We start from the raw sequence: 21469 nt of genomic DNA on the forward strand, positions 1-21469 counted from the left end.
CGACGCCGACATGATCCGGCGATTTCTTTTCCACACACCATTCATTCGACTGACACAACGATGCCCTGCAATCCGTGGATTGCAGGGCATCGTCGAGTATTTCCCCCGAAACTAGAACTTCAACAGCGGAAACTCGTCGAGCGTGACGGCAGTGCCATCCGCTTCACAAGCCGATGCAACGGCATTCGAATTGTCGACGAATTTCTGGCCGGATTCACTGTCCGGCTCGGAGAGTTCCAGCGAATCCCCAGGTAGGTCGGCCACCAGTGTCGTCAGAGCATTCTTGACGTCGCCTGTCGCCTGCTCCGATTGGGTGGTGAATTCACTCAGCGAAGCGGCTTTGTCCGCGGTCCACGTCTCGACACCGGCCTGATCGGTGGGAACGGCTTCGACGGTGGCGACAAAGTCATTGTGCGACGTCGCGAAGGCCGTGCAGGTATCGGCATTCTCCCCCGATGCTGTATCCGAGGAATCGCTGCTACATCCGGCCAGAAGTAGAAATGCCGCGCAGGCGGCGGCAGAGAGAGCTTTCGTTTTCATTGTCGGTCCCCCGGACCCCTTCTCGCAGGCAGCACCGAAGCATTGTCCTGCGGTGTCATTTCGTTCGGTTCTACTGGTACACAGCAATCAGGCCCGCCCGGGATACCCGGGCGGGCCCAATCGATTTCGGCTAGGTCAGCCGAGGATGCTGCTGTTGATCAACCGATCGAGATCAGTTGAAGGTCCACGGTGCGCCGTACGTGACAGCAACATCACCGGTGGAGCTGGTGACGGAGACGTACGGACGGACGCGGACGTTACCGAGGATGCCGGTAGCGGTGCCGTGAGCGTTGGCGATCTGGATGGTGCCGGAGGGGCCTTCGGCGTCACCTTCGGTGCCCTGGATGTTGCCCGAGGCAGCGGTGGCGTCGACGATGCCGGGTCCGGGAGCGATCTCGGCCGAGAAGCCGACCGACGGGAGCAGGTCGCTGGTGGAGCCGGAGATGCTGCCGCCACCCTCGTTGTCGATCTCAGCGCCGAGGCTGAAGTTCGGGGTGGTGTAACCGAAGGTGACCGATCCACCGAGGCTGGCCGGGTAGCCGACCTGGTAGCCGATTGCGACAGTGCCCTCGAAGTCGTCGGCGTCGGGACCGGTGACGGTCCAGCCTGCGACACCGTTGGCGAACCACTCACGGGTGAGCGGGTTGCCGTCGAGCGGCGAGACGCTGTTGATGAAGGTGTCGGACAGCGACACGGTGATGACGTTGCCGTTGGCATCGACGACCGTGTTGGTGCTGTCCACTGCAGCGGACGCGGTTCCGGTACCGAGTACCAGACCGACGACCGACGCGCCGGCGACAACCGCAGCGCTCATGGACTTGAGTCCCCGGCTACGCCGCGACTTCTGGATCTCCGTCATTTATTCCTCATCATGTTCAGTCCCAGCGCGGTGTCGCACGGGGAAGCTTGTGGCTTTCACCCTCGAACTGGATCGCCTGCGTCAGTGCAGACGAGCCCGAGCCGAATGCGACCGTGGCGGCCGCATCCTGTTGTTCAGTTCCGAGTTCAGGGCTCGGGACCGGTTGGTCCCACACCCCGGTTGTCGGAAGCTGAGGGGAACATTAGAGGAGATGCCTGATCGTGACAATCCCTACGATCGGCGTCGGAAAGTTGCTCTCTCGTGATGTGTTTCGGCGACGTGAACAACTTTCACATGACGATTGGTGGTAACCCGCGTCACACCATCTTCCGAAGAGGCCAAACCGTTACACATCGAAACTGTGGGTAAAACAGCCCTGATATGGGAAGACAGCAATTCGGGCACTACCGAGGAAAGCGCTCGATCGGTGCTACAGACAGTCCGGATAGCCCACGTTCGCCCCGTTCCTCGGCCTCAGCGGCCCGCCCGGCCGCTAACGGCAGGTAAACGAGTAACTAACAGACCTGTCATTCCGAGCCAATAAATGTGTTGTGGATCACATCAGAAGTAATGAGGTGGTCGCTGTTGCTTCAACCATTCGTCCGAGGACGAGCCGCCGGATTCAGGGCCTGCGCCGTCTCCTCGCTCGTCTCCGGTGGTCTCCGGCAGAACCTCACCGAAGATGCGAGCGAGCCGGGCCCGTTCTGCTCGGGCCCGGCTCGCGTCGTCTTCGGCCGATCGATCGTCGTTCGGCTCTTCGCTCATCGGTATCGCTATGCATCCAATCCCGACAGCTCGGCGATGACCTGACTCGCCAGTGGCGTCAGCGTCGCCATCCCGTCGCGAATCGCAGCCCGCGACGAGGCCAGATTGACCACCAGCGTGCTACCGGACACGCCGACCAACCCACGGGACAGACCCGCGTCCAGCGAACCGGCCGCCAGCCCCGACGATCGCAGCGCCTCGCTGATACCCGGAATCTCACGGTCGAGCACCTCAGCGGTGACGTCCGGAGTGACATCGCGGGGTGAGACGCCCGTGCCACCGATGGAGACCACCAGATCGACACCGCCGATCACCGCGGTGTTGAGTGCATTCCGCACGTCCACTTCGTCCGCCGTCACGGCGACGACGCCATCGACGAGGAAACCTGCCTCGGTCAGCAGTTCCGTGACGAGCGGGCCCTTCGAGTCCTTCTCGGTGCTGTGCGCTGTTCGGTCGTCCACGATGACGACCAACGCGCGCCCTGCCAGTGGTGCGTCGAGTTCCATACCGCTCACCGTAGTAGTAAGGCCCCTACCCGGCTCACGCTGTGCGTAAATCGTTGCAACCGTGCCGCGCCTGCCTGCTTCTCGCAACATCAGCGACCGCCCGGAAGCGACGGGATCTGGAAGGGCAGTTGCTGTTCCTGCCGCTGTGTCTGCGGCTGCGCCGCCACGGGCTCCGCAGTACCGAGCGTCACCGTCGCTGTTTTCTCGCTGCCGCCCTCGGTGTAGGTGACGGTGACGGAATCTCCTGGAGCGTGCGAGCGCACCGCTGCGATCAACGCGTCACCGCTGGAGACGATGCGATCGTCGAGCTTGGTGATCACCGCACCCGTGGGGATGCCTGCCGCTGCCGCCGGGCCCCCCTCGGTGACCTCGACGACGGTTGCGCCGTTGGCGTCGTCCTGCGATGGCACCTGCACCCCGATCATCGCCTGCGTGGCTTTGCCGGTGGTGGTCAGCTCGTCGGCGATGCGTTTCGCCTGATCCACCGGGATGGCGAACCCGAGCCCGATCGAACCACTCTGGGCTCCGGATCCCTGGCTGCCGCCGAGCGTGGCGATCGCGGTGTTGATACCGATCAGTTGTCCGTCGGTGTTGACGAGCGCACCTCCGGAGTTGCCCGGGTTGATCGCAGCGTCGGTCTGGATGGCGTCGATCACCGAGTTCTGATTGCCTGCCTCTCCCGAGGTGGACACCGGCCGGTTGAGCGAGGACACGATGCCCGTGGTGACGGTGCCCGCCAGGCCGAGCGGGGAGCCGATCGCGACGACCTGCTGGCCCACTTCGAGGTTCGACGACGAACCCAGTTCGATCGGCGTCAGGTTCGTTTTGCCCTCGGCCTTGATGACGGCCATGTCCGAGACCGAGTCGGCACCGACGATCGTCGCGTCGGCGACCGATCCGTCGGAGAACGCGACGGAGAGTTTGCCGTTGGCACCTGCTCCCGTCGCGACGTGATTGTTGGTCAGGATCAAGCCGTCGCTGCTGAGAATGACGCCCGAGCCCTCACCCTCTTCTTGAGAACCCTTCACCTGAATCTGCACGACGCTCGGCAGGACCTTGTTCGCTACCGCCTGAACCGAGCCGTCGGGGAAGTTGGCGGCGGGCTGGGCAGCAGTGACCGTGGAGTTCAACGAGTTGGACACTCCTCCGCCGTTGCCGTTGGCATTGTTGGTGGCGATCGCACCGACCGCGCCGCCGATTCCGCCACCGACCAGAACGAGCGCGATGGCTCCGGCCACCAGCACCGACCGACCCGGGCGGGACTTCACCGCGCTCGGTGCCGAATTCGACTGCGGCGCAACGTGCTGGGGTTGAGCGTGGTGAGCCTGGGTGTGCTGCGGATCGCCCTGCTGACCGTACGGCCCGAAGCCGGGCTGGTAGGCCCCCTGTCCGTAGCCGGCGTACTGCTGCGGGTAGCCCTGCTGCGGCGGCTGCGACCCTGCGTTGTGGGGTTGCGCCTGCTGGGACGGGAACTGCTGCGTCGGATGCTGCTGGGCCGAGTAGCTCTGCTCGTCGCCGCGCGAAGCCCGGTCCGCCAGATGCTGCTCGCCACCGGCACCCTGTCCGCTCTGTTCGGATTCGTTACGGTCGTCGCTCATCGTTGCTGCTTCCTTCAGTAGGGACCCAGAGGTCCGCCCGCCTTCTTGCTACTCACTGTGCAGGGCGGTACTGAGAGCGCGCTGAGATCCGGCTATCAGTTTGCCGAGAGTGTCGTGGGATCAGGAGCACCTTCGCCGGGCAGCACGATTCGGATCAGCGCGCCGCCCCGCTCGGACACCTCCACCCCGATGGTGCCGCCGTGCTTGACGACCACCTGTCGCACGATGGCAAGTCCCAGACCGGATCCGGGCATCGAGCGCGACGCCGTCGAGCGATAGAAGCGCTCGAACACCAGCTCGCGATCTTCCTCGGGGATACCGGGGCCTGCGTCGTCGACCGTCAGCTCCAGCAGGCCATCGCCGATCTGCCGCATCGCGATTCGCACCTCACCGCCGCTCGGACTCCATTTGGCCGCGTTGTCGAGCACATTGAGCACGGCCCTCGACAGTCCTGCTTGATCGCCGTAGACGAACCACGGCATCAACGTCGCATCGAAGTCGATTTCGTTGCGACGGCGGCGTGCTCGCTCGAGACTGCGTTCGACGGCATCGGCCAGGTCGACTCGCTCGAATACCGTCTCCGGCGCATCCTCTCGCGCCAGGTCGACCAAATCGCCCACCAGGGTGGACAATTCCTGAATCTGCGCCACCACGTCGGTCCGCAGCTCGGCCATGTCCTCGTCCGGGATGGACGGTGCCCCTGGGCGTCCCGCCGCGATGAGCAACTCCATGTTGGTCCGCAGCGAGGTCAACGGGGTGCGAAGTTCGTGACCCGCATCGGCGACCAATCTACTCTGCCTACCTCGAGATTCGGCCAGTGCGCGGAGCATCGTGTTGAAACTCTCGGTCAGACGCGCCAACTCGTCGTCGCCGGTTACGGGGATCGGCGTGAGGTCGTCGGTGCGCGCAACCCGTTCGGCTGCGGCCGTCAGTCGGGCGATCGGACGTAAACCGGTGCGCCCCACGGCCATACCTGCTCCGGCCGCCAGCACCACTCCGCAGGCACCGACGATCAACAGCACCCATGCCAGCCGGTCGAGCACTTCCCCGGTGGGCAGCAGTCTCTGTGCGACGACGAGAGTGCTGCCGTCCTTGGTGCGTAGTGCGAGCACCCGCTGATCGTCGAGCGTGCGCAGCGACGATTCCAGTTCTCCGCTCACCACCGCGAGTTCGGCGTCGCCGATCGGCACCTTGGGACCGGGAGGGTTGTAACTGGACATGTCCGGATAGATCAGCGCAACACTGACATCGGTGCTGTACAACGTGGCTCCGGCAACGAACCGCGGGTCATAGGACACCAGACTGGACTCCGCCAAAGCCGAAGCGCGGGAGCGCAATTGAGTGTCCACATCGCCGTACAGCGCTCGCGAGACCACCGTGTACGCGGCAATGGCCATGACCGCCACCGCAATCGCGACGACGGAGGCCGCGAGCAACGTCACCCGCCACCGCAGCGACACCGACCGCGTCAGGGGCATCGGTGGTCGCATCCCCGTCGGCGACGAGCCGACACTGTCGGCCGATTTGCGCCCGAACGACGCGACCATCACGGAGGCGTCTCGCGCAGGACGTACCCGACACCGCGAACGGTGTGGATCAGCCGCGACTCCCCCTCCGCCTCGGTCTTGCGCCGCAGGTAACCGACGTACACCTCGAGCGCGTTGCCCGACGTCGGGAAGTCGTAACCCCAGACTTCCTCGAGGATGCGGCTTCTGGTGAGCACTCGGCGCGGATTGGTCATCAGCATCTCGAGCAACGAGAATTCGGTCCGGGTGAGGCTGATGGAACGTTCGGCGCGCGAGACCTCACGGGTGACCGGGTCCAACGACAGGTCCGCGAACGTCATGGTCTCCGAGTCGATGCCCGCTTCCATCGCGGTACGCCGTAGCAGCGCGCGCAGGCGGGCCAGCAGTTCCTCGAGCGCGAACGGCTTGGGCAGGTAGTCGTCGGCACCGGCATCGAGGCCGGCGACGCGCTCGGACACCGAGTCGCGTGCCGTCAATACGAGGATGGGCAGGTCGTCGCCGACGCTGCGCAATCGACGACACACCTCGAGGCCGTCGAGGCGAGGCATCATCACGTCGAGCACCAGGGCGTCGGGACGCGCCGCCGCAACCTGCTCGAGCGCGTCGAGACCGTCGACCGCCAGGTCCACGGTGTACCCGTTGAACGTCAGCGACCTGCGCAGCGACTCACGCACTGCTCGATCGTCGTCGACCACCAATATCCGCATCCATACAGTTTGTCCTGGTCGACTGAGATATGTCTGAGAGGGGTGCCGATAGCGACTAGAGCGTAGGTAGGTGCTTCGCCAGCGGGAGGTTCCACTTTCGCCACAGCGCGAGCAGACGCAACCCCGTCGCAAGCAGAGTTCCCACGATCAGACCGACGTTTTCCGGGAGAGCCAGAACATCGGCGAACACGACGACCGTCGCACCGAGCAGGGCCGGCAGGGCGTACAGATCCCGATGCAGTAGCAGGGGAACTTCGTTGACCAGCACGTCTCGGATCACGCCGCCTGCCACCGCCGTCGTGGTACCGATGAGAGCTCCCGCCAACGCGCTACCGCCGGCAGCCAAGGCGATGGTCGCACCGGTCGATGCGAACAGCCCCATCCCGAAGGCGTCGAGCACCAGGACTCCGCGCCGGACCTTGCCCATCTGCCGGTGCGCAACGAACACGACCAGCGAGGCGACGAAGCCGACGGTGAGGTTCGGCCACGTGTCCAGGGATGTCGGTGGGTGGATGCCGAGCAGCAGATCGCGAATGATTCCGCCGCCGATGCCCGTCGTGATTCCGACGACGCAGACCCCGAACAGATCCAACCGGCGATGCACTCCGATCAATGCACCGGAGGCCGCGAAGGCCGCGATACCGATCAATCCGAGCACGTCGAGAAGCATCGGACCAGCATGTCACGGTGCTGACAGGGATTTGACAGCAACATCCGAGGTCCGCCACAGCATCGGCGAGCAACTTCGAGACATCACCGATCACAACAACGAGGAGCACATCATGCGCAGTGGATTCAAGAAGTCGATCGCAGCCGTCGCAGCTGCCGCAGCACTCACGCTGGGCGGTGGAGCCGTCGCCAACGCGTCGACCTCCAACAACCTGCTCGAGATCCCGGATGTCTACGACATGACAGCGACCGCGGCCGAACAGACCCTCGAGGATCTCGGATTCACGACCGTCAACATCAAGGGATCCGACACCGACGGAACAGCAATCGGAACCAACTACCAGAAGGGGGTCGAAGTCGACAAGAACGCCGCAATTCTCGTGATCACCGGAACTGTTCACTAGCCCGGACGCACGGTCCAGTCGTCGACGGCGGCTGGACTGTCGGCGTTGTTGCCACAGGCGATAGTCTCGGTGCGCAGCAGAATTTCGCAGAGCCGAGGTGAACGAACACGTGCCGATCATCGACAATGCCGTCTACGTCGACGGGAAACGTACTGCCAATCCCGAGAGCCTCGACATCACTTTCGAGCTGATGCGCGAGCGGCACGGAATGGCGTGGATCGGGCTGTACCGCCCGGAGGTCGCCGAAATCATGGCTGTGGCAGACGAGTTCGGTCTGCACCGCCTCGCTGTCGAGGATGCCATTGCAGCCCACCAGCGGCCGAAGCTGGAACGGTACGCGGAGCAGCTGTTCGTCGTTCTGCGGCCCGCTCGATACGTCGACGAGACCGAAAAGGTCGAATTCGGCGAATTGCACATTTTTCTCGGACCCGATTTCGTCGTCACCATCCGCCATGCCGAATCCCCCGATCTGGCAATGGTGCGCAAGCGGCTCGAAGGATCTCCCGAACTGATCGAACTCGGTCCCGAGGCGATTCTCTACGGCATCCTCGATCAAGTGGTCGACGAGTACGTCCCGGTGGTGACGGGACTGCAGAACGACATCGACGAGATCGAGGATCAGCTGTTCACCGGCGACCCGTCGGTATCGCGTCGTATCTACTCACTGTTGCGGGAAGTGTCCGAATTCGACCGTGCCGCAAACCCACTCGTCGAGATGATCGAATCACTCAAGCGCGGTTCGGACAAGTACAACGTCGACGTGGAACTACAGCGATACCTGCGCGACGTGCACGATCACGCGATCCGCGTCTCCGACCGCATCGAGTCCTTCCGGTCCAACCTGCAGAATGCGTTGACCGTGCACTCGACCATCGTTGCGCAGCAGCAGAACGAGGAGATGCGCAACATGACCGTGGCCAGCCTGGAGCAGAACGAACAGGTCAAACGCATCTCGTCCTGGGGCGCAATTCTTTTCGCGCCCTCGCTGATCGCCGCCATCTACGGCATGAACTTCGAGGACATGCCGGAATTGACGTGGCAACTCGGCTATCCTATGGCACTGATCGCCATGGTGATCTGCTCGACTGCACTGTTCGTGGTGTTCAAGCGCCAGAAGTGGTTGTAGAGCGGCTTCGCCGCATGTGAGCGGAACCTCGTAGTAGGGGTCGAAGTTCCGCTCACATGGGTACCTAGGACGAGCCGAACACCGGACCCACCGGGATGTCTCGCTCGAACGTCAGACGGTCGAACTCGTTGCCGTATTCGTCGATGGCACCGATCGTCATCCTGCTGGCGGTGATGCCCGGAATACCCGGCACCACATCGACTCTGACGAACGAGTAGTTGAGGAATCGCACCCGAGACCAGGTGATGGACTCAGCCGACTTGGTTCCGTCCGGTGCCCACACGTAGCTGTTCGGGACTGCCGTGTCGGGCAACTCGTTGCCTCGGTAGCTGACGCCCTCGCCGTCCTGGAACGTGTATCGGGGACGACCACCACCGCCGACGGTGTAATAGACGGTGCCGTCGGTCTTTCCGTTGACCGTGGCGTTGTCACCGGCGACCCGAGTCGCACGGTTGCCACGAATGGGATCGGTGCGCTCGAAGACGTGATTGTGAGCCTGGAGCACCACATCCACCTCGAACTTGTCGAACAGCGCAACCCAGGCGTCGCGCACGCCGCCGTCGCTCGCATGCGTCGACGTGGTCGAATACGCGCAGTGATGGAAGAAGCAGACGATGAAGTCGATGTTCGGATCGGCGCGGTACTTCGCCAATGTCTGTTCCACCCAGGTGTTCTGGGCTCCTCCGCTGTACCCGGTGTTGGCCTTGATCTCGTAGCTCACGTCGTTCGCGTCGAGCGAGAGCACCGCGGTGTTGCCGTAGACGAACGAGTACGCCGACGGGCACCCCGTGGGTCCGTTGGTCGGCTGATCCAAACGCGCCGCGTGGCCGCCGTATCCGTTGGGGCTGTAGAGCGCTTCCATGTCGTGGTTGCCGGTGGCGAACAACCACGGCGCGGTCGACGCACTGGCTTCGATCGCCTGGAAGTAGCCGTCCCAGACGAACGGGTTGAACTTGTCGAACCCCTTCGGCGGCGTCTGGCCGTGCTTCGCGAACTGTGGCGGCAGTCCGGCACCGGACGGGTCCGCGTACGCGATATCGCCGGCGAGGATGTGGAAGTCCGGGTGCGAGGCCTCGATCTGCCGATTGATGTTGCGCGCGTGCTTGACCGACGGCTCGTTGTCGGCCTTGTAGTACTGGTCGTCGTAGTCGCCGGCGACCAAACCTGGTGGTTGCGACGGGGTTTCGTCGACGCCCTGATCGCCCATCATCGTGAACCGAAACGGTGCGATGCGGCCCGACGGCAAGGCCGGAGACGCGCTGCGGATATCGCTCACGAAGCCGTCGGCGGTGCGCCAGCGGTAGTAGTGCGGCAACTTCGGCGTCAGGTTGTCGACGGGTACGTGCACGTAGTACTGCTCCGCCGACAGAATTCCGCCGTCGGTCTGTGGCACCTGACTGATCAGGTTGCGCACCTCGGCCGACGTCGTAGCGCCGAGTGCGGGCGTGGGGCCGTGATCGAGAAAGACACCGATGAGCCCGGGATTGCGGGAGAGCTGCGCCGAAAACCGCAGCTGTGTCGCCGGGTCGTTTCCGAAGCCCATGTGCCGTCCGGCCACGGCCAGCGGGGCGTCCTGCGCATAGGCGGTACGCGCGAACACCGAGTTCCCGACGCCTACCGCGGCGGCAGTTGCAGCGGCTCCCACCAGGAAGTTCCGACGACTGACGGGGTGCCGCCGCAGGAACGACCGATGCCAATCATGCTGCTCGGCCATGGTCATGTTGTCGGCGAGCGTGCCCGGGATTCCGGTCGCGACGGTCTCGCCTGCGGGATTGAGCGTCATGCCTCGATGGTGACGGTGACGCTCTCTCTATCAGTTAACCAAGCGAAGTTGTTGGGTGAACAACACGAGAACACCGATGCACAACGGGACGAACGCGGACAATCCCGTCGTGCATGGAACTTCGTTACCTACTACGAATTTCCATGCACGACGGGAGGTCGATTCAGGTCCCCTTGACGTTGAGGATCTGCCGCAGTTCGTGCTCGATGCTCACCAGGTCGCGGGCGTCCTCCATCACCACATCGATCGGCTTGTAGGCGTCGGGAATCTCGTCGATGAAGTCGGCGCTGTCGCGAAATTCGATCCCTACCATCCGCTCACGCAGGTTCTCGTGGGTGAACCGCTTCCTGGCCTCGGTCCTCGAGAACTGCCGACCGGCACCGTGAGGAGCCGAGCACAGCCCGGCCCGCGAGCCCTTACCGACGACCACGTACGAACGAGTTCCCATCGACCCGGGAATGATCGCTTTGACACCGTCGTGTGCGTCTACTGCGCCCTTACGCGTGAGCCACACATCCTTCTGAGCATGCGTTTCCTTCACCGTGTAGTTGTGATGGCAATTGATCCGCTCGACCTCGCGATGGTCGTCGGTTCCCATCCACTCGGCGAACACCGCACTGAACCGGTCCATCATCTCGGCCCGATTGAGGTATGCGAACCGCTGCGCCCACTTCAATTCTCGGAGGTACTGCCCGAATTCACGGGAGCTCTCGGGCAGGTAGGCCAAGTCCTTGTTCGGCAACGAGATCCACCACTGCGCACACAGACGCTGCGCAATCGCGATGTGCTTCTTCGCGATCTTGTTGCCCACGCCCCTCGACCCACTGTGCAGAAACAGCCACACTCGATCGGTTTCGTCCAGGCACAGTTCGATGTAGTGATTGCCGCCGCCTAGCGAACCGAGCTGTTCACGCCACTGCGGCGAATGGTTCAGCTCCACACCGTCCTTCGCCGCCAACTCCTCGAGCTCGCGGAGCTTCGGTGCGGTGAAATCCCACCGATCGACGCCGATGTTGTAGTTGCCCGGAGACAGCGGGATGCTTGCCTCGATGGCGAGTCGCAGGTCAGTCAGATTGCGGCCGTCGACGTCGTCGAGGGTGAATTCAGTTCGCACGCCGATCATTCCGCAACCGATGTCGACTCCGACGGCAGCAGGTATCACCGCGCCCAACGTCGGGATCACAGTTCCCACTGCGCTTCCCATTCCGCTGTGAGCGTCGGGCATCAGGGCTACGTGCGGATGCACGAACGGCATCGACGCTGTTTCACGGGCCTGCTCGAGAGTCTTGTCCTCGAGCTGTGAAGCCCAATTGAGCAAACGCAAGCCCACCTTGTTCGGGGGCATGATGTTCCTTCCTGCCCCCTCACGTGAGAGGGCGCTATTCGATGGGTCGGTTCACGAGCGGAGCTTGTTTGCCGCAGAGAGCGGCACATCGCTCCGGTGAATACGCGCGCAGCACAAGGCTCACACCGGCTCTCGTGTCGAGAGCGGCACCAGACAGAACGGTTGCACGCATGATGAGAACCCTAACGATCGATGCGTCGTCCACGCGAGCGAATTTCTGGAAACGTCGGGGATGGGACCGAATGCACAGAGGTGAGCTGTGAGGACGGGATCCCGTCGATGGGGACCGATAGTGTGCATTCTCGCCCATCAGTCGGGATCTACACTCCCCCACCGAATGCGAGTCCCAGTAGATATGTCGCCCCGGCCGCACCGTAACCGATAGCCAGTTGTCGCAGAGCACGTTTGACCGGCGGCCCACCGCTGAGCAGTCCTACCACGAGTCCGGTGCAGATCAAGGCGATTCCGACGAGGACGGCGGCAACGGCAAGGGCCACATAGCCTTCGAGGCCGAACAGATACGGCAGCACCGGGATGACGGCACCGGATGCGAAGAAGCAGAAGCTGGCACCGGCGGCCCCGAGGCCGGTTCCGATGGACTCGTGCTGGTCGACGTCGGGGGCCATCTCGTCGGCAGGTAGTACTCGCAGTACTTCCGCCGCTTTGGCGTCGGCTTCCTCGTGGGTCATTCCCCGGGCTCGGTAGACCAGTGCCAGTTCGTTGGCGTCCACGTCGAGGTGTTGGACGGCATCGCGCGCCCCACTGTCCGGGGACGACGCCTCGAGCAGCTCGCGTTGCGAACGCACAGAGACGTATTCGCCCGCACCCATCGACAGCGCGCCGGCGAGTAGCCCCGCAAGGCCGGTGATCAGGACTATCTGATTGGACACCCCGGAGCCGCTGATGCCGAGGACCAGAGCCAGATTGCTCACCAGGCCGTCGTTGGCACCGAACACCGCGGCCCGGAACGTTCCGGACAGACGATTGCGGCCGCGAGCCGCCAGTGCCCTGATGACCTCGGCGTGGATCTGTTCGTCGGCTGTCATCGCCTCCGTGGCGTCGGCGTCGGTGGCGTACGGCGAACGGGTTTCGGCTCGTTGGGCCAGCGCGAGCACGAACACCGAACCGAAGCGACGTGCCAACACCCCGAGGATGCGGGTGCGGATGTCACCCCTCAGCGGCATCCCGACGCGATCGCCGAGCAGATTTCGCCAATGCTGCTCGTGGCGGCCCTCCGCATCGGCGAGTGCGAGCAGAATCTCACGCTCCTCGCCGATGCGTCGGCCTGCCAGATCGCGATAGACGGCGGCCTCGGCTCGCTCGTCGGCGAGGTACTGGCGCCACCGCTTCACATCTCGAGCACTGGGTCCATCGTCCATGGAAGTGAAGATAGACCCGTCGCGGGTCAGCTCGGGTCGTATACCCCCGACTGCACTGCCTTGACCAACCGGCGTGGCACCCGGAACTCTCGACCCTGAAAACGCACGGTCACCAGATCAGGAGCAACGGCCTTCCACTGCGCCCGACGGCTTCGGGTGTTCGAGCGCGACATCTTTCTCTTCGGAACAGCCATGATTCAGGAGTCCTTTCGGCTTCGTCGGCCGTATCGCTTCTCGAATTTCTCGACGCGTCCCTGGGTGTCCATCACGCGGGCGGCTCCGGTCCAGAAGGGGTGCGATTCGGACGAGACGTCCACGACGATCAGCGGGTAGGTGTTGCCGTCGGCCCATTCGGTCTCGCGCGCGGACGTGACGGTGGATCTGGTGAGGAACTTGTTGCCGGTACTCGAGTCCTGGAACACGACAGGGTGGTAGTCGGGGTGGATGCCTGGTTTCATTCTGTTGCCTCTCGTGCTTGTTCTGCGTAGGGGGATTCGCTGCTCTCGCATGGGTCTTCGTGCCACTGACCGAAGGGGTCCTGCCAGGTGGACCAGGCCGCGGGGTCTGCCAATTCTTCGTCGGATACCAACGCCCACTGCAAGGTTCGGTCGATCTCGGTGGGGTCGGCCTCGTGGACGAGGACCACCAGTGAGGTGTCTCGGTCACCGAACTTCTCGTCCCACCGCAGCGCCGCCATTGCCCGACGGGTGGCATCGACGCGGTCCTGCTGCTCCGGAGTCATTGCGACAAGCCACTTTCCGGCGCTCGCCACCCGAAGACCACCGCCGGCCGATTCGATCCACAGCGCCTCGTCGGGCTGGGTGGCGACCCACGCTCGTCCGCGAGCGGTGACGACGCCGTCGAGCAGCACGTCGATGGCCTCGTGCAACCGCTCGGGATGGAACGGCCGAGTTGCAGTGAATTCGACGAGCGTGACTCCACAGTCGACGGTCAACGGCGGCTCACCACGCAACAGCGGTGAGTGCGCATCGCCGATCGCACCGCGTCGCGCATCGGCAGGGACACTCGCGAGAAGTGCTGGGGCGTCGACCATTGTGTCCTGGGAAACCCACACGACGGGAGCGTTCGGAGCCAACCGCGCCAGGACTGCAGCGAGCCTGGCGCGTTCCCACGCGTCGACGTCGGGGCCTGCGGTGACGACGAGTGCGTCGGCGTAGTCGACCTGCCCGACCACCAATTGCGCGACGGTTCGATCGTCGTCGCCACTGGCGACGATGCCTCGGTCGGCCATGGCGTCGTCGCCGGTGGCGTCGGCCAGCCAGGTTGCGGCGTCGAGGCAGTCGACCACGGCCTCGATGCGGACGTCACGCGAGGCCGGGCCGTCGATCTGTCCGACGACACCCGCCACGACGACGTTGTCCACCGCCCAGCACAGTGCCTCCGGCTCGAGCGCGGGGTCCATGGCGAGCACGATGCGATCGACGTTGCTGCGGGCGGACAGTGCACGCAACAGCGGCAGTAGATCCTCCCGAAGCGTGCACGAGACGCAGCCGTGCGCCAGTTCCAGAATGGTCTCGCGCGGGTTCTCCCCCAGTACGGAGAGTGTGCGACGCACGACGCCCTCGGCGACGCGGCTCAGGTCGTGGCGAACTGCGACGGTCCCGGGCGCGAGCAGCGATGTCACGACCGCGTCCATGGCTCCGGTCCAGCCGGAGACGAGGACCATCGGGGTTCGATCGTCCGGTGAGTTGTTCACGAGCACCCTTCTTCTCGACAACGATTGTCATTACTTGTGGATGCACGCTACATTCGTGAACACGCTTTGTCGAAAACGATTGTCATAACGGCAAGAAAGGAGTGCTCATGTCAGCGCACTGCCAAGTCACCGGCCGCACCCCCGGATTCGGAAAATCGGTCTCGCACTCCCACGTGCGGACCAGCCGGAGATGGGATCCCAACATCCAGCGCAAGACCTACTACGCACCGAGCCTCGGCCGACGCGTCACCCTCACCCTCTCGGCCAAGGGCATCAAGACCATCGACCGCGACGGCATCGACGCCGTGGTGGCGAAACTGCGCGCACGCGGGGAGAAGATCTGATGGGCAAGAGCACCGACGTTCGGCCGATCGTCAAACTCAAATCGACCGCAGGCACCGGCTACACCTACGTCACCAGAAAGAATCGTCGCAACGATCCGGACCGACTGGTGATGAAGAAGTACGACCCGGTCGTGCGCAAGCACGTCGATTTCCGAGAGGAACGCTGACCGATGGCGAAGAAGTCCAAGATCGCGAAGAACGAGCAGCGCAAGATCGTCGTCGCCCGGTGGGCAACGCGTCGAGCAGAGCTCAAGGAGACCATCCGCAAGCCCTCGAGCAGCGACTCCGAGCGCGCGCAGGCCCAAGCAGCACTGCAGCGTCTGCCGCGCGATTCGAGTCCGGTACGATTACGCAATCGTGACGCTGCGGATGGACGTCCGCGCGGTTACCTTCGGAAATTCGGGCTGTCCCGCGTGAAAATGCGCGAGATGGCTCACCGCGGGGAGCTGCCAGGCGTCCACAAGTCGAGCTGGTAAAGGGAAAAGGTTTCAGATGGCAGTCAAGAGAGCACCGTCGAAGAAGGTCCGCGCAGAGGCAGGCCGTCGACCGAAGAAGAACCCGTTGAACGCCGCCAAGGTCACCACGGTGGACTACAAGGACATCAACCTCCTTCGTCAGTTCATCTCGGACCGCGGCAAGATCCGCAGCCGTCGGGTCACCGGGCTCACCCCGCAGCAGCAGCGTCAGGTCGCTGTCGCAGTGAAGAACGCTCGTGAGATGGCATTGCTGCCGTTCACCAGCCGCTGATCCAGACTTTCACTCAGAGAGGCCACGTAGCCATCGGCTACGTGGCCTCTCTGTCGTTCCCGATCCAGAGATGAGCAGTCCGTAGATGTCCGGCGTCCTCGAGGGCTTCACCGTCATCTTCGTCGTCATCGCACTGGGATACCTCCTCGCCCACCTGAAAGTGCTCGGCGAACACGGCCAGTTCGTTCTGAGCCGACTCGTGTTCTTCGTCGCAACGCCTGCGCTGCTGTTCGTCACACTGGCGAACTCGGACCTGTCGGTCATCCTCTCGCCCGTATTGGCCGTCGCCGGTTCCACTGCACTGCTCGTCGGAGCGATCTATTTCGTCATAGCCAAGCTCGCGCTGAAACGGACCGTGCCCGACGCGACCGTCGGTGCACTGGCAAGTTCGTACGTCAATGCCGCCAACCTGGGCATTCCCATCGCAGTGTTCGTACTCGGCGACGCGAACTTCGTGGCTCCGCTGCTGCTGTTCCAGATCATGATCTACACCCCGATCGCGGTGACGATTCTCGACATCTCCACGAAGGTCGACAAGGTCTCCCTGCTCGAGACCGTCACGACGCCGTTCCGGAACCCGATCGTGCTGGCCGGCGCCGCGGGCCTGGTGCTGTCGATCACCGGATTCGAGCTGCCCGAGGCCTTGATGCAGCCGTTCGAACTCGTCGGGAATGCGTCGGTCCCCGGCGCGCTGCTCGCCTTCGGCCTGTCCCTCTACGGTGCCCGGGTACTGCAGAAGGGCATCAGTCCACGGCGGGACGTGGCCCTGGCGACCGTGTTCAAAATGGCACTGCAGCCCCTGCTCGGCTACCTCATGGCCAAGTTCGTCTTCGGTCTGGAGGGGCACGATCTGTTCGCCATCGTCGTCGTCTCGGCACTGCCCACCGCCCAGAACGTGTTCGTGTTCGCCAGCCGCTACCAGCGCGGGGTGGTGCTCGCCCGAGACACCGCGTTCGTGACCACGCTCGTCTCGATCCCCGTCATCGCACTCGTGACACTCTTCCTCGCATGAGCCGAACACAAAGGTTCTCCTCAGCTCACAGCGCTAGTTTGGCTACATGAGGTTTCTCGCTGCAGGAGTCATGTTGTGCCTGCTGCTGGTCGGCTGCAGCACCGCCTCCGGCAGCGACGACGAGACGACGCCGACGGTCGGATCCACCACACCGGTCGGTCTCGCTCAGCAACCCAGCGCCCCTCCGGTTCCCCACGAAGTGCCCGTCGGCGACGTCGGCACGATGTTCGAGCCCACACCCGATCTCATCCGCGCCACCACCACTCCGTTCGAATCCTGGAGCCAGGTCTCCCCCAACACCATCGCGGTTCACTTCGTCACCGGCACTCCCGAGTGCTACGGAGCCGACGCGTCGGTGACCGAGACCGACACCACCGTCACCATCGAACTGCGCACCGGAACCAGGCGCGACGCCGCCGACAAGTCCTGCATCATGGTTGCCGTCTACGCCACCATGCAGATGACGCTTGCTTCACCGCTCGGGAGCCGCACCATCCTGAATGCGGCCTGACCCGGGCACCGGTAGTGTCCGGGCGGTGAGCGATCATCTCCCCGACCGAGATCGAAGCCAGGTTCGTGCGGCCGATGCGGACAGGAACCTCGTCGCACAGTTGCTGAGCGACGCTTTCGCGAACGGCCAGCTGACCGTGAGCGAATATGACGAGCGCACCGCTGCGGTGTACCAGGCGAAGACCTACGGCGAACTCGACCTACTGACCGGCGACCTGGTGCTGTCCCCTCCGCCCGCGGCCGCACCGTCCGGTGGCTCCTCGAACGACCGCGTGATCGCGATCATGAGCGGTGCCGTGCGCAAAGGCGAATGGACCCCTGCCGCACGCATCGACGCGTTCGCATTCTGGGGCGGGATCGAACTCGACCTACGCCGCGCGTCGTTCACCGCCGAGGAAACCACCATCAACTGCGTGGCCATCATGGGCGGCATCGAAGTCACCGTGCCGCCCGGAGTGAGCGTCGAAGTCCGCGGCATGGGCATCATGGGCGGCTTCGATCACGTCAGCGCGACGCACCCCGGCGCGCCGCGCGTGATCATCACCGGTTTCGCCTTCTGGGGCGGAGTGTCGGTGGAGATCAAGCCCGCCGACAAGTGATTCAGGATCGCCGACGCTTGAGGTAGTCGGTCACCACCGCGGCACCGAGTCCGTCGAGATCCGGCGCGATGACGCGTCCGCCCACGCGCTCGGCCATCTTGTCGACCACCCGCGCGAGGCCCGGATCGTCGCCGAGCCGGAAGATCGTCACCTGCGCACCGAGTTTCGCGACGGTATCGAGTTCGCGAACCGTGAGACCGAGAGTCTTGGGGTGCGGCGGATAGTCGAAGAACGCATGGCCGTCCGGTTCCAGGTGCGCCGTCGGCTCACCATCGGTGACGATCAGCACCACCGGTTGCGCATTGGGATGACGCCGCAGATGCCGCACTGCCAGCATCAGCGCGTGGTGCAGATTGGTGCCCTGGTCGTAGGCCCCGTCCAGCCCGGCCAGTTCGGATGCCGTCAATGTCTGTGCGTGCCTGCCGAATCCGATCAGTTGCAGGTCGTCTCCGCGAAATCGAGTGCTCACCAGGTGATTGAGCGCGAGTGCTGTGCGCTTCATCGGAACCCAACGCCCGTCCATCACCATCGAGAACGACGTGTCGACCAGCAGCGCCACCGCCGCCTGCGTTCGAGTCTCGGTCTCGCTGATCTCGACATCGGTCACCTGCAGCTGCACGGGAAAGCCGGATCCCGTTGCCGCTGATCGCAGTACCGCATTGTTGACCGTGCGCGTGACGTCCCACGGCTCGGTGTCACCGAACTCCCACGCTCGCGATGCACCGGTGGGCTCCCCCATCGCGCCTGCCTTGCGCGTGTCTCGCTCGCCGCCGCGTCGGGACAGCTTTCCCGCGACATCCTTGAGTGCCGACTGCCCCAACTGACGCATCGCCTTCGGCGACAGACGCCATTGACCGTCGGCACCCTTGTCCATGAAACCCTGTTGCTGCAGGGCCTTTTCGAGCTCGGCGAGCATCCGCGCATCGGCCGCGGCCTCCGGCCCGAGTTGCTTCAGCAACGCGTCTGCGTCGATGTCGTCCAGGGCAGCGCCGTTGTACTGCTGCGAGAGCTGATTGCCCAGATTCTCGAGATCCGCGATGTCCTGAAGCGCACCGGTACCGTCACCGAGGCCCATCCCGTTCTCGCCGCGGAAGTTCTGCGAGCCGTCCCAGTCCTCACCGGGCCGGGCCTGCTGCAAATTCTGATCGAGCTGATCGAGCTGGCTCATCAGATTCGAGTCACCGAAGGCCTGCTGCGCCAACGCATCCAACTCGGCCCGCTGCTCGGGCGTCAAAGAGTTGCGCAACCGTTGCGCAGCCGCAGCCCTTTCCGCCAAGGAATCGAGTAGCTCGTCGACGTTCTTCGGATTCTCCGGGAAGTGCTGCCCGTGCTTGTCCATGAACTGCTCGAACTGCTCATCGGTGTCCTCGCCCTTGTTGTGGGCGTCGAGCAATTCGTTGAGGTCCTTCAACATCTCACTGATGGCCTGACGGTCCTCGTCGGTGGCACCTTCGAGGGCCTGCTTCATGCCCGCGAAGCGCTGATCCAGCATCTCGCGTCCGAGCAGATCCTTGATCTTCTCGTAGTTCTCGCGTGCCTCCGACGAACGCCAGTCGTAGTCCGAAAGCTCCTGCACCGCTTGGGCAGTGGACGGCGACAGGTCACCGATCTGCATCTCCTGGAATCGCGCATCGTCGTCGAGGGCACGTGCCAATGCCTTGCGTTCCTCGAGTACCGCCTTGTCCAGCAGCTCTCGCACTTCCTGCAACGTGCCGTCGAGATTGTTCTTCTTCAACAGATCTCGTCGACGCTTCGCGGCTCGAGCTGCCAGGTCGTCGAGCCCGCGCATGTTCTTCGTCCCGCGTCGTAGCATCTCCTGCAGCGCCCGACGCGGCGACGCACCCTCGAGCACGTCCTCGCCGATGGCGTCGAGCGCCTCGCGCAGATCCACCGGTGGCGCAAGGGGATCCGGCCCGTCGTGATACCGCCCGTATCTGGAGCGACGCATCAGCTGTACACCGTCTGACCGTCGTCGTCGGGGTCCTTGGAGATCCGGCGCGCCAGGTAGAGACCTTCGAGTGCGAGTTCGACGGCGGCTGCTTTCTCGCCATCCGACACTGCGTTCAGCCGTTCGTGGATGTCGCCGATGACCTCGACGTCGGGAAGCTCGTCGAGCAACGCTTTGGCGGTGATGCGATCGCCGGTGACGATGGGCTCGCCCGTCTCGATCGCCGTCACCAGAGCGGCGAGGTTGATTCCGCCGAGGTGGGCTCGAACGGTATCGGCAGTCGCCCGGCGCAACATGTGCTCGAGGACCTCGATTTCGCGACCTTCCTCACCCGACTCGAATTCGACCTTGCCGCGGAGCACCTCGATGATGGTGCCGAGGTCCACCGGCCGGGCCACGGGCTCGGCCTCTCCGAGTATCGCTGCTCGGTGAACGGCTGCGGCGGCGATGGTTTCGGCCGCTGCGATCGCGAAACGAGCAGAAACGCCCGACCGCTGATCGACCGACGGCGACTCGCGCAGCAGTCGGGTGAATCGGGCCAGCACCTCGAGCAGATAGGTGGGAACGGTGGCCTGCAGCTCCGCTTCCTGGTCGATGACGGCCACCTCGGCGTCGAGTTCGAGGGGGTAGTGCGTCCTGATCTCCGCGCCGAAGCGGTCCTTGAGCGGGGTGATGATGCGTCCGCGATTGGTGTAGTCCTCGGGGTTCGCGCTCGCCACCAGCATCACGTCGAGCGGCAGACGCAGGGTGTAGCCGCGGACCTGGATGTCGCGCTCCTCCATGACGTTGAGCAGCGACACCTGAATGCGCTCGGCGAGGTCGGGGAGCTCGTTGATCGCCACGATGCCGCGATGACTGCGGGGCACGAGTCCGAAGTGGATGGTCTCGGGATCGCCGAGGCTGCGCCCCTCCGCCACCTTGACCGGGTCCACGTCGCCGACGAGGTCCGCCACCGAGGTATCCGGGGTCGCGAGCTTCTCGGCGTACCGCTCGCTGCGATGCCGCCACTCGACGGGCAGGTCGTCGCCGAGTTCCTTCGCTTTCCTGATGCTGGCGGGGGTGATCGGCTCGTACGGGTGCTCCCCGAGTTCCGCGCCTGCGATCACCGGCACCCACTCGTCGAGGAGCAGATTCAGGGTGCGCAGCAGCCGCGTCTTGCCCTGCCCGCGCTCGCCGAGCAGCACCACGTCGTGACCGGCCAGAATCGCGCGCTCGAACTGCGGCAACACCGTCGAGCCGAATCCCACGATCCCCGGCCACGGATCGGTGCCGTCACGCAATGCCTTCAGAAGATTTTCCCGCAACTCTTCCTTAATCGACCGCTGCCGATGTCCGGATGCCTTGAGTTCGCCGAGAGTGGAGATGCCAGGTTTGGTAGAGGTCAC

General features: G+C 64.1%; 25 protein-coding genes. 9 read left to right on the forward strand and 16 right to left on the reverse strand.

Annotation, left to right across the window (positions count from 1 at the left end; all coding sequences use genetic code 11):
- Positions 1 to 111: 111 nt before the first annotated feature.
- The 8 genes from AB0366_RS01620 to AB0366_RS01655 form a co-directional block, all read right to left on the reverse strand.
- Positions 112 to 540 carry a hypothetical protein gene (locus AB0366_RS01620; RefSeq protein ID WP_366242453.1) on the reverse strand — a complete coding sequence of 143 codons (429 nt, stop codon included), beginning with the start codon at positions 538 to 540 and terminating at the stop codon, positions 112 to 114.
- 172 nt (positions 541 to 712) lie between these two features.
- Positions 713 to 1399 carry an MspA family porin gene (locus AB0366_RS01625; protein WP_366242454.1) on the reverse strand — a complete coding sequence of 229 codons (687 nt, stop codon included), beginning with the start codon at positions 1397 to 1399 and terminating at the stop codon, positions 713 to 715.
- 561 nt (positions 1400 to 1960) lie between these two features.
- Complete coding sequence (locus AB0366_RS01630; protein WP_366242455.1) at positions 1961 to 2164, reverse strand: hypothetical protein; 204 nt, start codon at positions 2162 to 2164, stop codon at positions 1961 to 1963.
- An 8-nt stretch (positions 2165 to 2172) separates the two neighbouring features.
- Complete coding sequence (locus tag AB0366_RS01635) at positions 2173 to 2670, reverse strand: MogA/MoaB family molybdenum cofactor biosynthesis protein (protein ID WP_037191958.1); 498 nt, start codon at positions 2668 to 2670, stop codon at positions 2173 to 2175.
- A gap of 89 nt (positions 2671 to 2759) precedes the next feature.
- Complete coding sequence (locus tag AB0366_RS01640) at positions 2760 to 4268, reverse strand: trypsin-like peptidase domain-containing protein (protein ID WP_366242456.1); 1509 nt, start codon at positions 4266 to 4268, stop codon at positions 2760 to 2762.
- Positions 4269 to 4363: 95 nt separating this feature from the next.
- Positions 4364 to 5815 (reverse strand): HAMP domain-containing sensor histidine kinase, encoded by a 1452-nt coding sequence (locus AB0366_RS01645; RefSeq protein WP_366242958.1) that lies wholly within the window; start codon positions 5813 to 5815, stop codon positions 4364 to 4366.
- Positions 5815 to 6501: a response regulator transcription factor gene (locus AB0366_RS01650; RefSeq protein WP_032395747.1), complete on the reverse strand. Its 687-nt coding sequence runs from the start codon at positions 6499 to 6501 to the stop codon at positions 5815 to 5817. Before AB0366_RS01650 ends, AB0366_RS01645 begins: the two co-directional genes overlap by 1 nt.
- Before the next feature lie 55 nt (positions 6502 to 6556).
- Entirely contained in the window at positions 6557 to 7171 is a 615-nt protein-coding gene (locus tag AB0366_RS01655; protein ID WP_128645551.1) for a trimeric intracellular cation channel family protein, read from the reverse strand.
- A 31-nt stretch (positions 7172 to 7202) separates the two neighbouring features.
- Here AB0366_RS01655 and AB0366_RS01660 point away from each other — a divergent pair, with 31 nt between their 5' ends.
- The gene (locus tag AB0366_RS01660) at positions 7203 to 7574 is read left to right on the forward strand and encodes a PASTA domain-containing protein (RefSeq protein ID WP_366242457.1); all 372 of its coding nucleotides are present in this window, start codon (positions 7203 to 7205) and stop codon (positions 7572 to 7574) included.
- A gap of 109 nt (positions 7575 to 7683) precedes the next feature.
- Entirely contained in the window at positions 7684 to 8700 is a 1017-nt protein-coding gene (gene corA / locus AB0366_RS01665) for a magnesium/cobalt transporter CorA (RefSeq protein ID WP_366242458.1), read from the forward strand.
- A 64-nt stretch (positions 8701 to 8764) separates the two neighbouring features.
- Here the strand turns inward: corA and AB0366_RS01670 are convergent, their stop codons facing one another.
- From AB0366_RS01670 to AB0366_RS01695, 6 genes are all read right to left on the reverse strand, one after another.
- Positions 8765 to 10483 (reverse strand): metallophosphoesterase, encoded by a 1719-nt coding sequence (locus AB0366_RS01670; protein ID WP_366242459.1) that lies wholly within the window; start codon positions 10481 to 10483, stop codon positions 8765 to 8767.
- Positions 10484 to 10646: 163 nt separating this feature from the next.
- Entirely contained in the window at positions 10647 to 11828 is a 1182-nt protein-coding gene (locus tag AB0366_RS01675) for an RtcB family protein (protein WP_366242460.1), read from the reverse strand.
- A gap of 320 nt (positions 11829 to 12148) precedes the next feature.
- A complete protein-coding gene (locus tag AB0366_RS01680) occupies positions 12149 to 13207 on the reverse strand; it encodes a VIT1/CCC1 family protein (RefSeq protein WP_128645548.1) in 1059 nt (352 codons plus the stop codon).
- 26 nt (positions 13208 to 13233) lie between these two features.
- Complete coding sequence (rpmF, locus tag AB0366_RS01685) at positions 13234 to 13401, reverse strand: 50S ribosomal protein L32 (protein WP_094680038.1); 168 nt, start codon at positions 13399 to 13401, stop codon at positions 13234 to 13236.
- Positions 13402 to 13404: 3 nt separating this feature from the next.
- Complete coding sequence (locus tag AB0366_RS01690) at positions 13405 to 13665, reverse strand: type B 50S ribosomal protein L31 (protein ID WP_128645547.1); 261 nt, start codon at positions 13663 to 13665, stop codon at positions 13405 to 13407.
- On the reverse strand, positions 13662 to 14894 hold the full coding sequence (locus AB0366_RS01695; protein WP_366242959.1) for a GTP-binding protein: 1233 nt from the start codon (positions 14892 to 14894) through the stop codon (positions 13662 to 13664). The genes AB0366_RS01690 and AB0366_RS01695 overlap by 4 nt, the downstream gene beginning before the upstream one ends.
- 137 nt (positions 14895 to 15031) lie before the next feature.
- Here AB0366_RS01695 and rpmB point away from each other — a divergent pair, with 137 nt between their 5' ends.
- From rpmB to AB0366_RS01730, 7 genes are all read left to right on the forward strand, one after another.
- The gene (gene rpmB / locus AB0366_RS01700) at positions 15032 to 15268 is read left to right on the forward strand and encodes a 50S ribosomal protein L28 (protein ID WP_008719020.1); all 237 of its coding nucleotides are present in this window, start codon (positions 15032 to 15034) and stop codon (positions 15266 to 15268) included.
- Positions 15265 to 15435 carry a 50S ribosomal protein L33 gene (gene rpmG, locus AB0366_RS01705; RefSeq protein ID WP_170944568.1) on the forward strand — a complete coding sequence of 57 codons (171 nt, stop codon included), beginning with the start codon at positions 15265 to 15267 and terminating at the stop codon, positions 15433 to 15435. The genes rpmB and rpmG overlap by 4 nt, the downstream gene beginning before the upstream one ends.
- Before the next feature lie 3 nt (positions 15436 to 15438).
- Positions 15439 to 15744: a 30S ribosomal protein S14 gene (gene rpsN / locus AB0366_RS01710; RefSeq protein WP_094613813.1), complete on the forward strand. Its 306-nt coding sequence runs from the start codon at positions 15439 to 15441 to the stop codon at positions 15742 to 15744.
- 16 nt (positions 15745 to 15760) lie between these two features.
- Positions 15761 to 16015 (forward strand): 30S ribosomal protein S18, encoded by a 255-nt coding sequence (gene rpsR, locus AB0366_RS01715; RefSeq protein ID WP_008719028.1) that lies wholly within the window; start codon positions 15761 to 15763, stop codon positions 16013 to 16015.
- 85 nt (positions 16016 to 16100) lie between these two features.
- Positions 16101 to 17027 carry an AEC family transporter gene (locus AB0366_RS01720; RefSeq protein WP_366242461.1) on the forward strand — a complete coding sequence of 309 codons (927 nt, stop codon included), beginning with the start codon at positions 16101 to 16103 and terminating at the stop codon, positions 17025 to 17027.
- A gap of 46 nt (positions 17028 to 17073) precedes the next feature.
- On the forward strand, positions 17074 to 17538 hold the full coding sequence (locus AB0366_RS01725) for a hypothetical protein (RefSeq protein WP_366242462.1): 465 nt from the start codon (positions 17074 to 17076) through the stop codon (positions 17536 to 17538).
- 25 nt (positions 17539 to 17563) lie between these two features.
- The gene (locus tag AB0366_RS01730) at positions 17564 to 18136 is read left to right on the forward strand and encodes a DUF1707 domain-containing protein (protein WP_366242463.1); all 573 of its coding nucleotides are present in this window, start codon (positions 17564 to 17566) and stop codon (positions 18134 to 18136) included.
- Position 18137: 1 nt separating this feature from the next.
- On the opposite strand, the gene AB0366_RS01735 is transcribed toward AB0366_RS01730, so the two are convergent.
- Both AB0366_RS01735 and AB0366_RS01740 read right to left on the reverse strand, forming a co-directional pair.
- Positions 18138 to 20084 carry a VWA domain-containing protein gene (locus AB0366_RS01735; protein ID WP_366242464.1) on the reverse strand — a complete coding sequence of 649 codons (1947 nt, stop codon included), beginning with the start codon at positions 20082 to 20084 and terminating at the stop codon, positions 18138 to 18140.
- Positions 20084 to 21469, reverse strand: a complete 1386-nt coding sequence (locus tag AB0366_RS01740) for an ATP-binding protein (RefSeq protein ID WP_366242465.1) — start codon at positions 21467 to 21469, stop codon at positions 20084 to 20086. The genes AB0366_RS01735 and AB0366_RS01740 overlap by 1 nt, the downstream gene beginning before the upstream one ends.

This window comes from Rhodococcus sp. NPDC076796, assembly GCF_040702765.1.
Classification (GTDB): Bacteria; Actinomycetota; Actinomycetes; order Mycobacteriales; family Mycobacteriaceae; genus Rhodococcoides.

Excerpts from the sequence above, each read along its gene's own strand:
- AB0366_RS01620 (WP_366242453.1), bottom strand. The coding sequence starts at position 540 with ATGAAAACGAAAGCTCTCTCTGCCGCCGCCTGCGCGGCATTTCTACTT.
- AB0366_RS01625 (WP_366242454.1), bottom strand. The coding sequence starts at position 1,399 with ATGACGGAGATCCAGAAGTCGCGGCGTAGCCGGGGACTCAAGTCCATG.
- AB0366_RS01630 (WP_366242455.1), bottom strand. The coding sequence starts at position 2,164 with ATGAGCGAAGAGCCGAACGACGATCGATCGGCCGAAGACGACGCGAGC.
- AB0366_RS01635 (WP_037191958.1), bottom strand. The coding sequence starts at position 2,670 with ATGGAACTCGACGCACCACTGGCAGGGCGCGCGTTGGTCGTCATCGTG.
- AB0366_RS01640 (WP_366242456.1), bottom strand. The coding sequence starts at position 4,268 with ATGAGCGACGACCGTAACGAATCCGAACAGAGCGGACAGGGTGCCGGT.
- AB0366_RS01645 (WP_366242958.1), bottom strand. The coding sequence starts at position 5,815 with ATGGTCGCGTCGTTCGGGCGCAAATCGGCCGACAGTGTCGGCTCGTCG.
- AB0366_RS01650 (WP_032395747.1), bottom strand. The coding sequence starts at position 6,501 with ATGCGGATATTGGTGGTCGACGACGATCGAGCAGTGCGTGAGTCGCTG.
- AB0366_RS01655 (WP_128645551.1), bottom strand. The coding sequence starts at position 7,171 with ATGCTTCTCGACGTGCTCGGATTGATCGGTATCGCGGCCTTCGCGGCC.
- AB0366_RS01670 (WP_366242459.1), bottom strand. The coding sequence starts at position 10,483 with ATGACGCTCAATCCCGCAGGCGAGACCGTCGCGACCGGAATCCCGGGC.
- AB0366_RS01675 (WP_366242460.1), bottom strand. The coding sequence starts at position 11,828 with ATGCCCCCGAACAAGGTGGGCTTGCGTTTGCTCAATTGGGCTTCACAG.
- AB0366_RS01680 (WP_128645548.1), bottom strand. The coding sequence starts at position 13,207 with ATGGACGATGGACCCAGTGCTCGAGATGTGAAGCGGTGGCGCCAGTAC.
- rpmF (WP_094680038.1), bottom strand. The coding sequence starts at position 13,401 with ATGGCTGTTCCGAAGAGAAAGATGTCGCGCTCGAACACCCGAAGCCGT.
- AB0366_RS01690 (WP_128645547.1), bottom strand. The coding sequence starts at position 13,665 with ATGAAACCAGGCATCCACCCCGACTACCACCCTGTCGTGTTCCAGGAC.
- AB0366_RS01695 (WP_366242959.1), bottom strand. The coding sequence starts at position 14,894 with ATGGTCCTCGTCTCCGGCTGGACCGGAGCCATGGACGCGGTCGTGACA.
- rpmB (WP_008719020.1), top strand. The coding sequence starts at position 15,032 with ATGTCAGCGCACTGCCAAGTCACCGGCCGCACCCCCGGATTCGGAAAA.
- rpsN (WP_094613813.1), top strand. The coding sequence starts at position 15,439 with ATGGCGAAGAAGTCCAAGATCGCGAAGAACGAGCAGCGCAAGATCGTC.
- rpsR (WP_008719028.1), top strand. The coding sequence starts at position 15,761 with ATGGCAGTCAAGAGAGCACCGTCGAAGAAGGTCCGCGCAGAGGCAGGC.
- AB0366_RS01720 (WP_366242461.1), top strand. The coding sequence starts at position 16,101 with ATGTCCGGCGTCCTCGAGGGCTTCACCGTCATCTTCGTCGTCATCGCA.
- AB0366_RS01725 (WP_366242462.1), top strand. The coding sequence starts at position 17,074 with ATGAGGTTTCTCGCTGCAGGAGTCATGTTGTGCCTGCTGCTGGTCGGC.
- AB0366_RS01735 (WP_366242464.1), bottom strand. The coding sequence starts at position 20,084 with ATGCGTCGCTCCAGATACGGGCGGTATCACGACGGGCCGGATCCCCTT.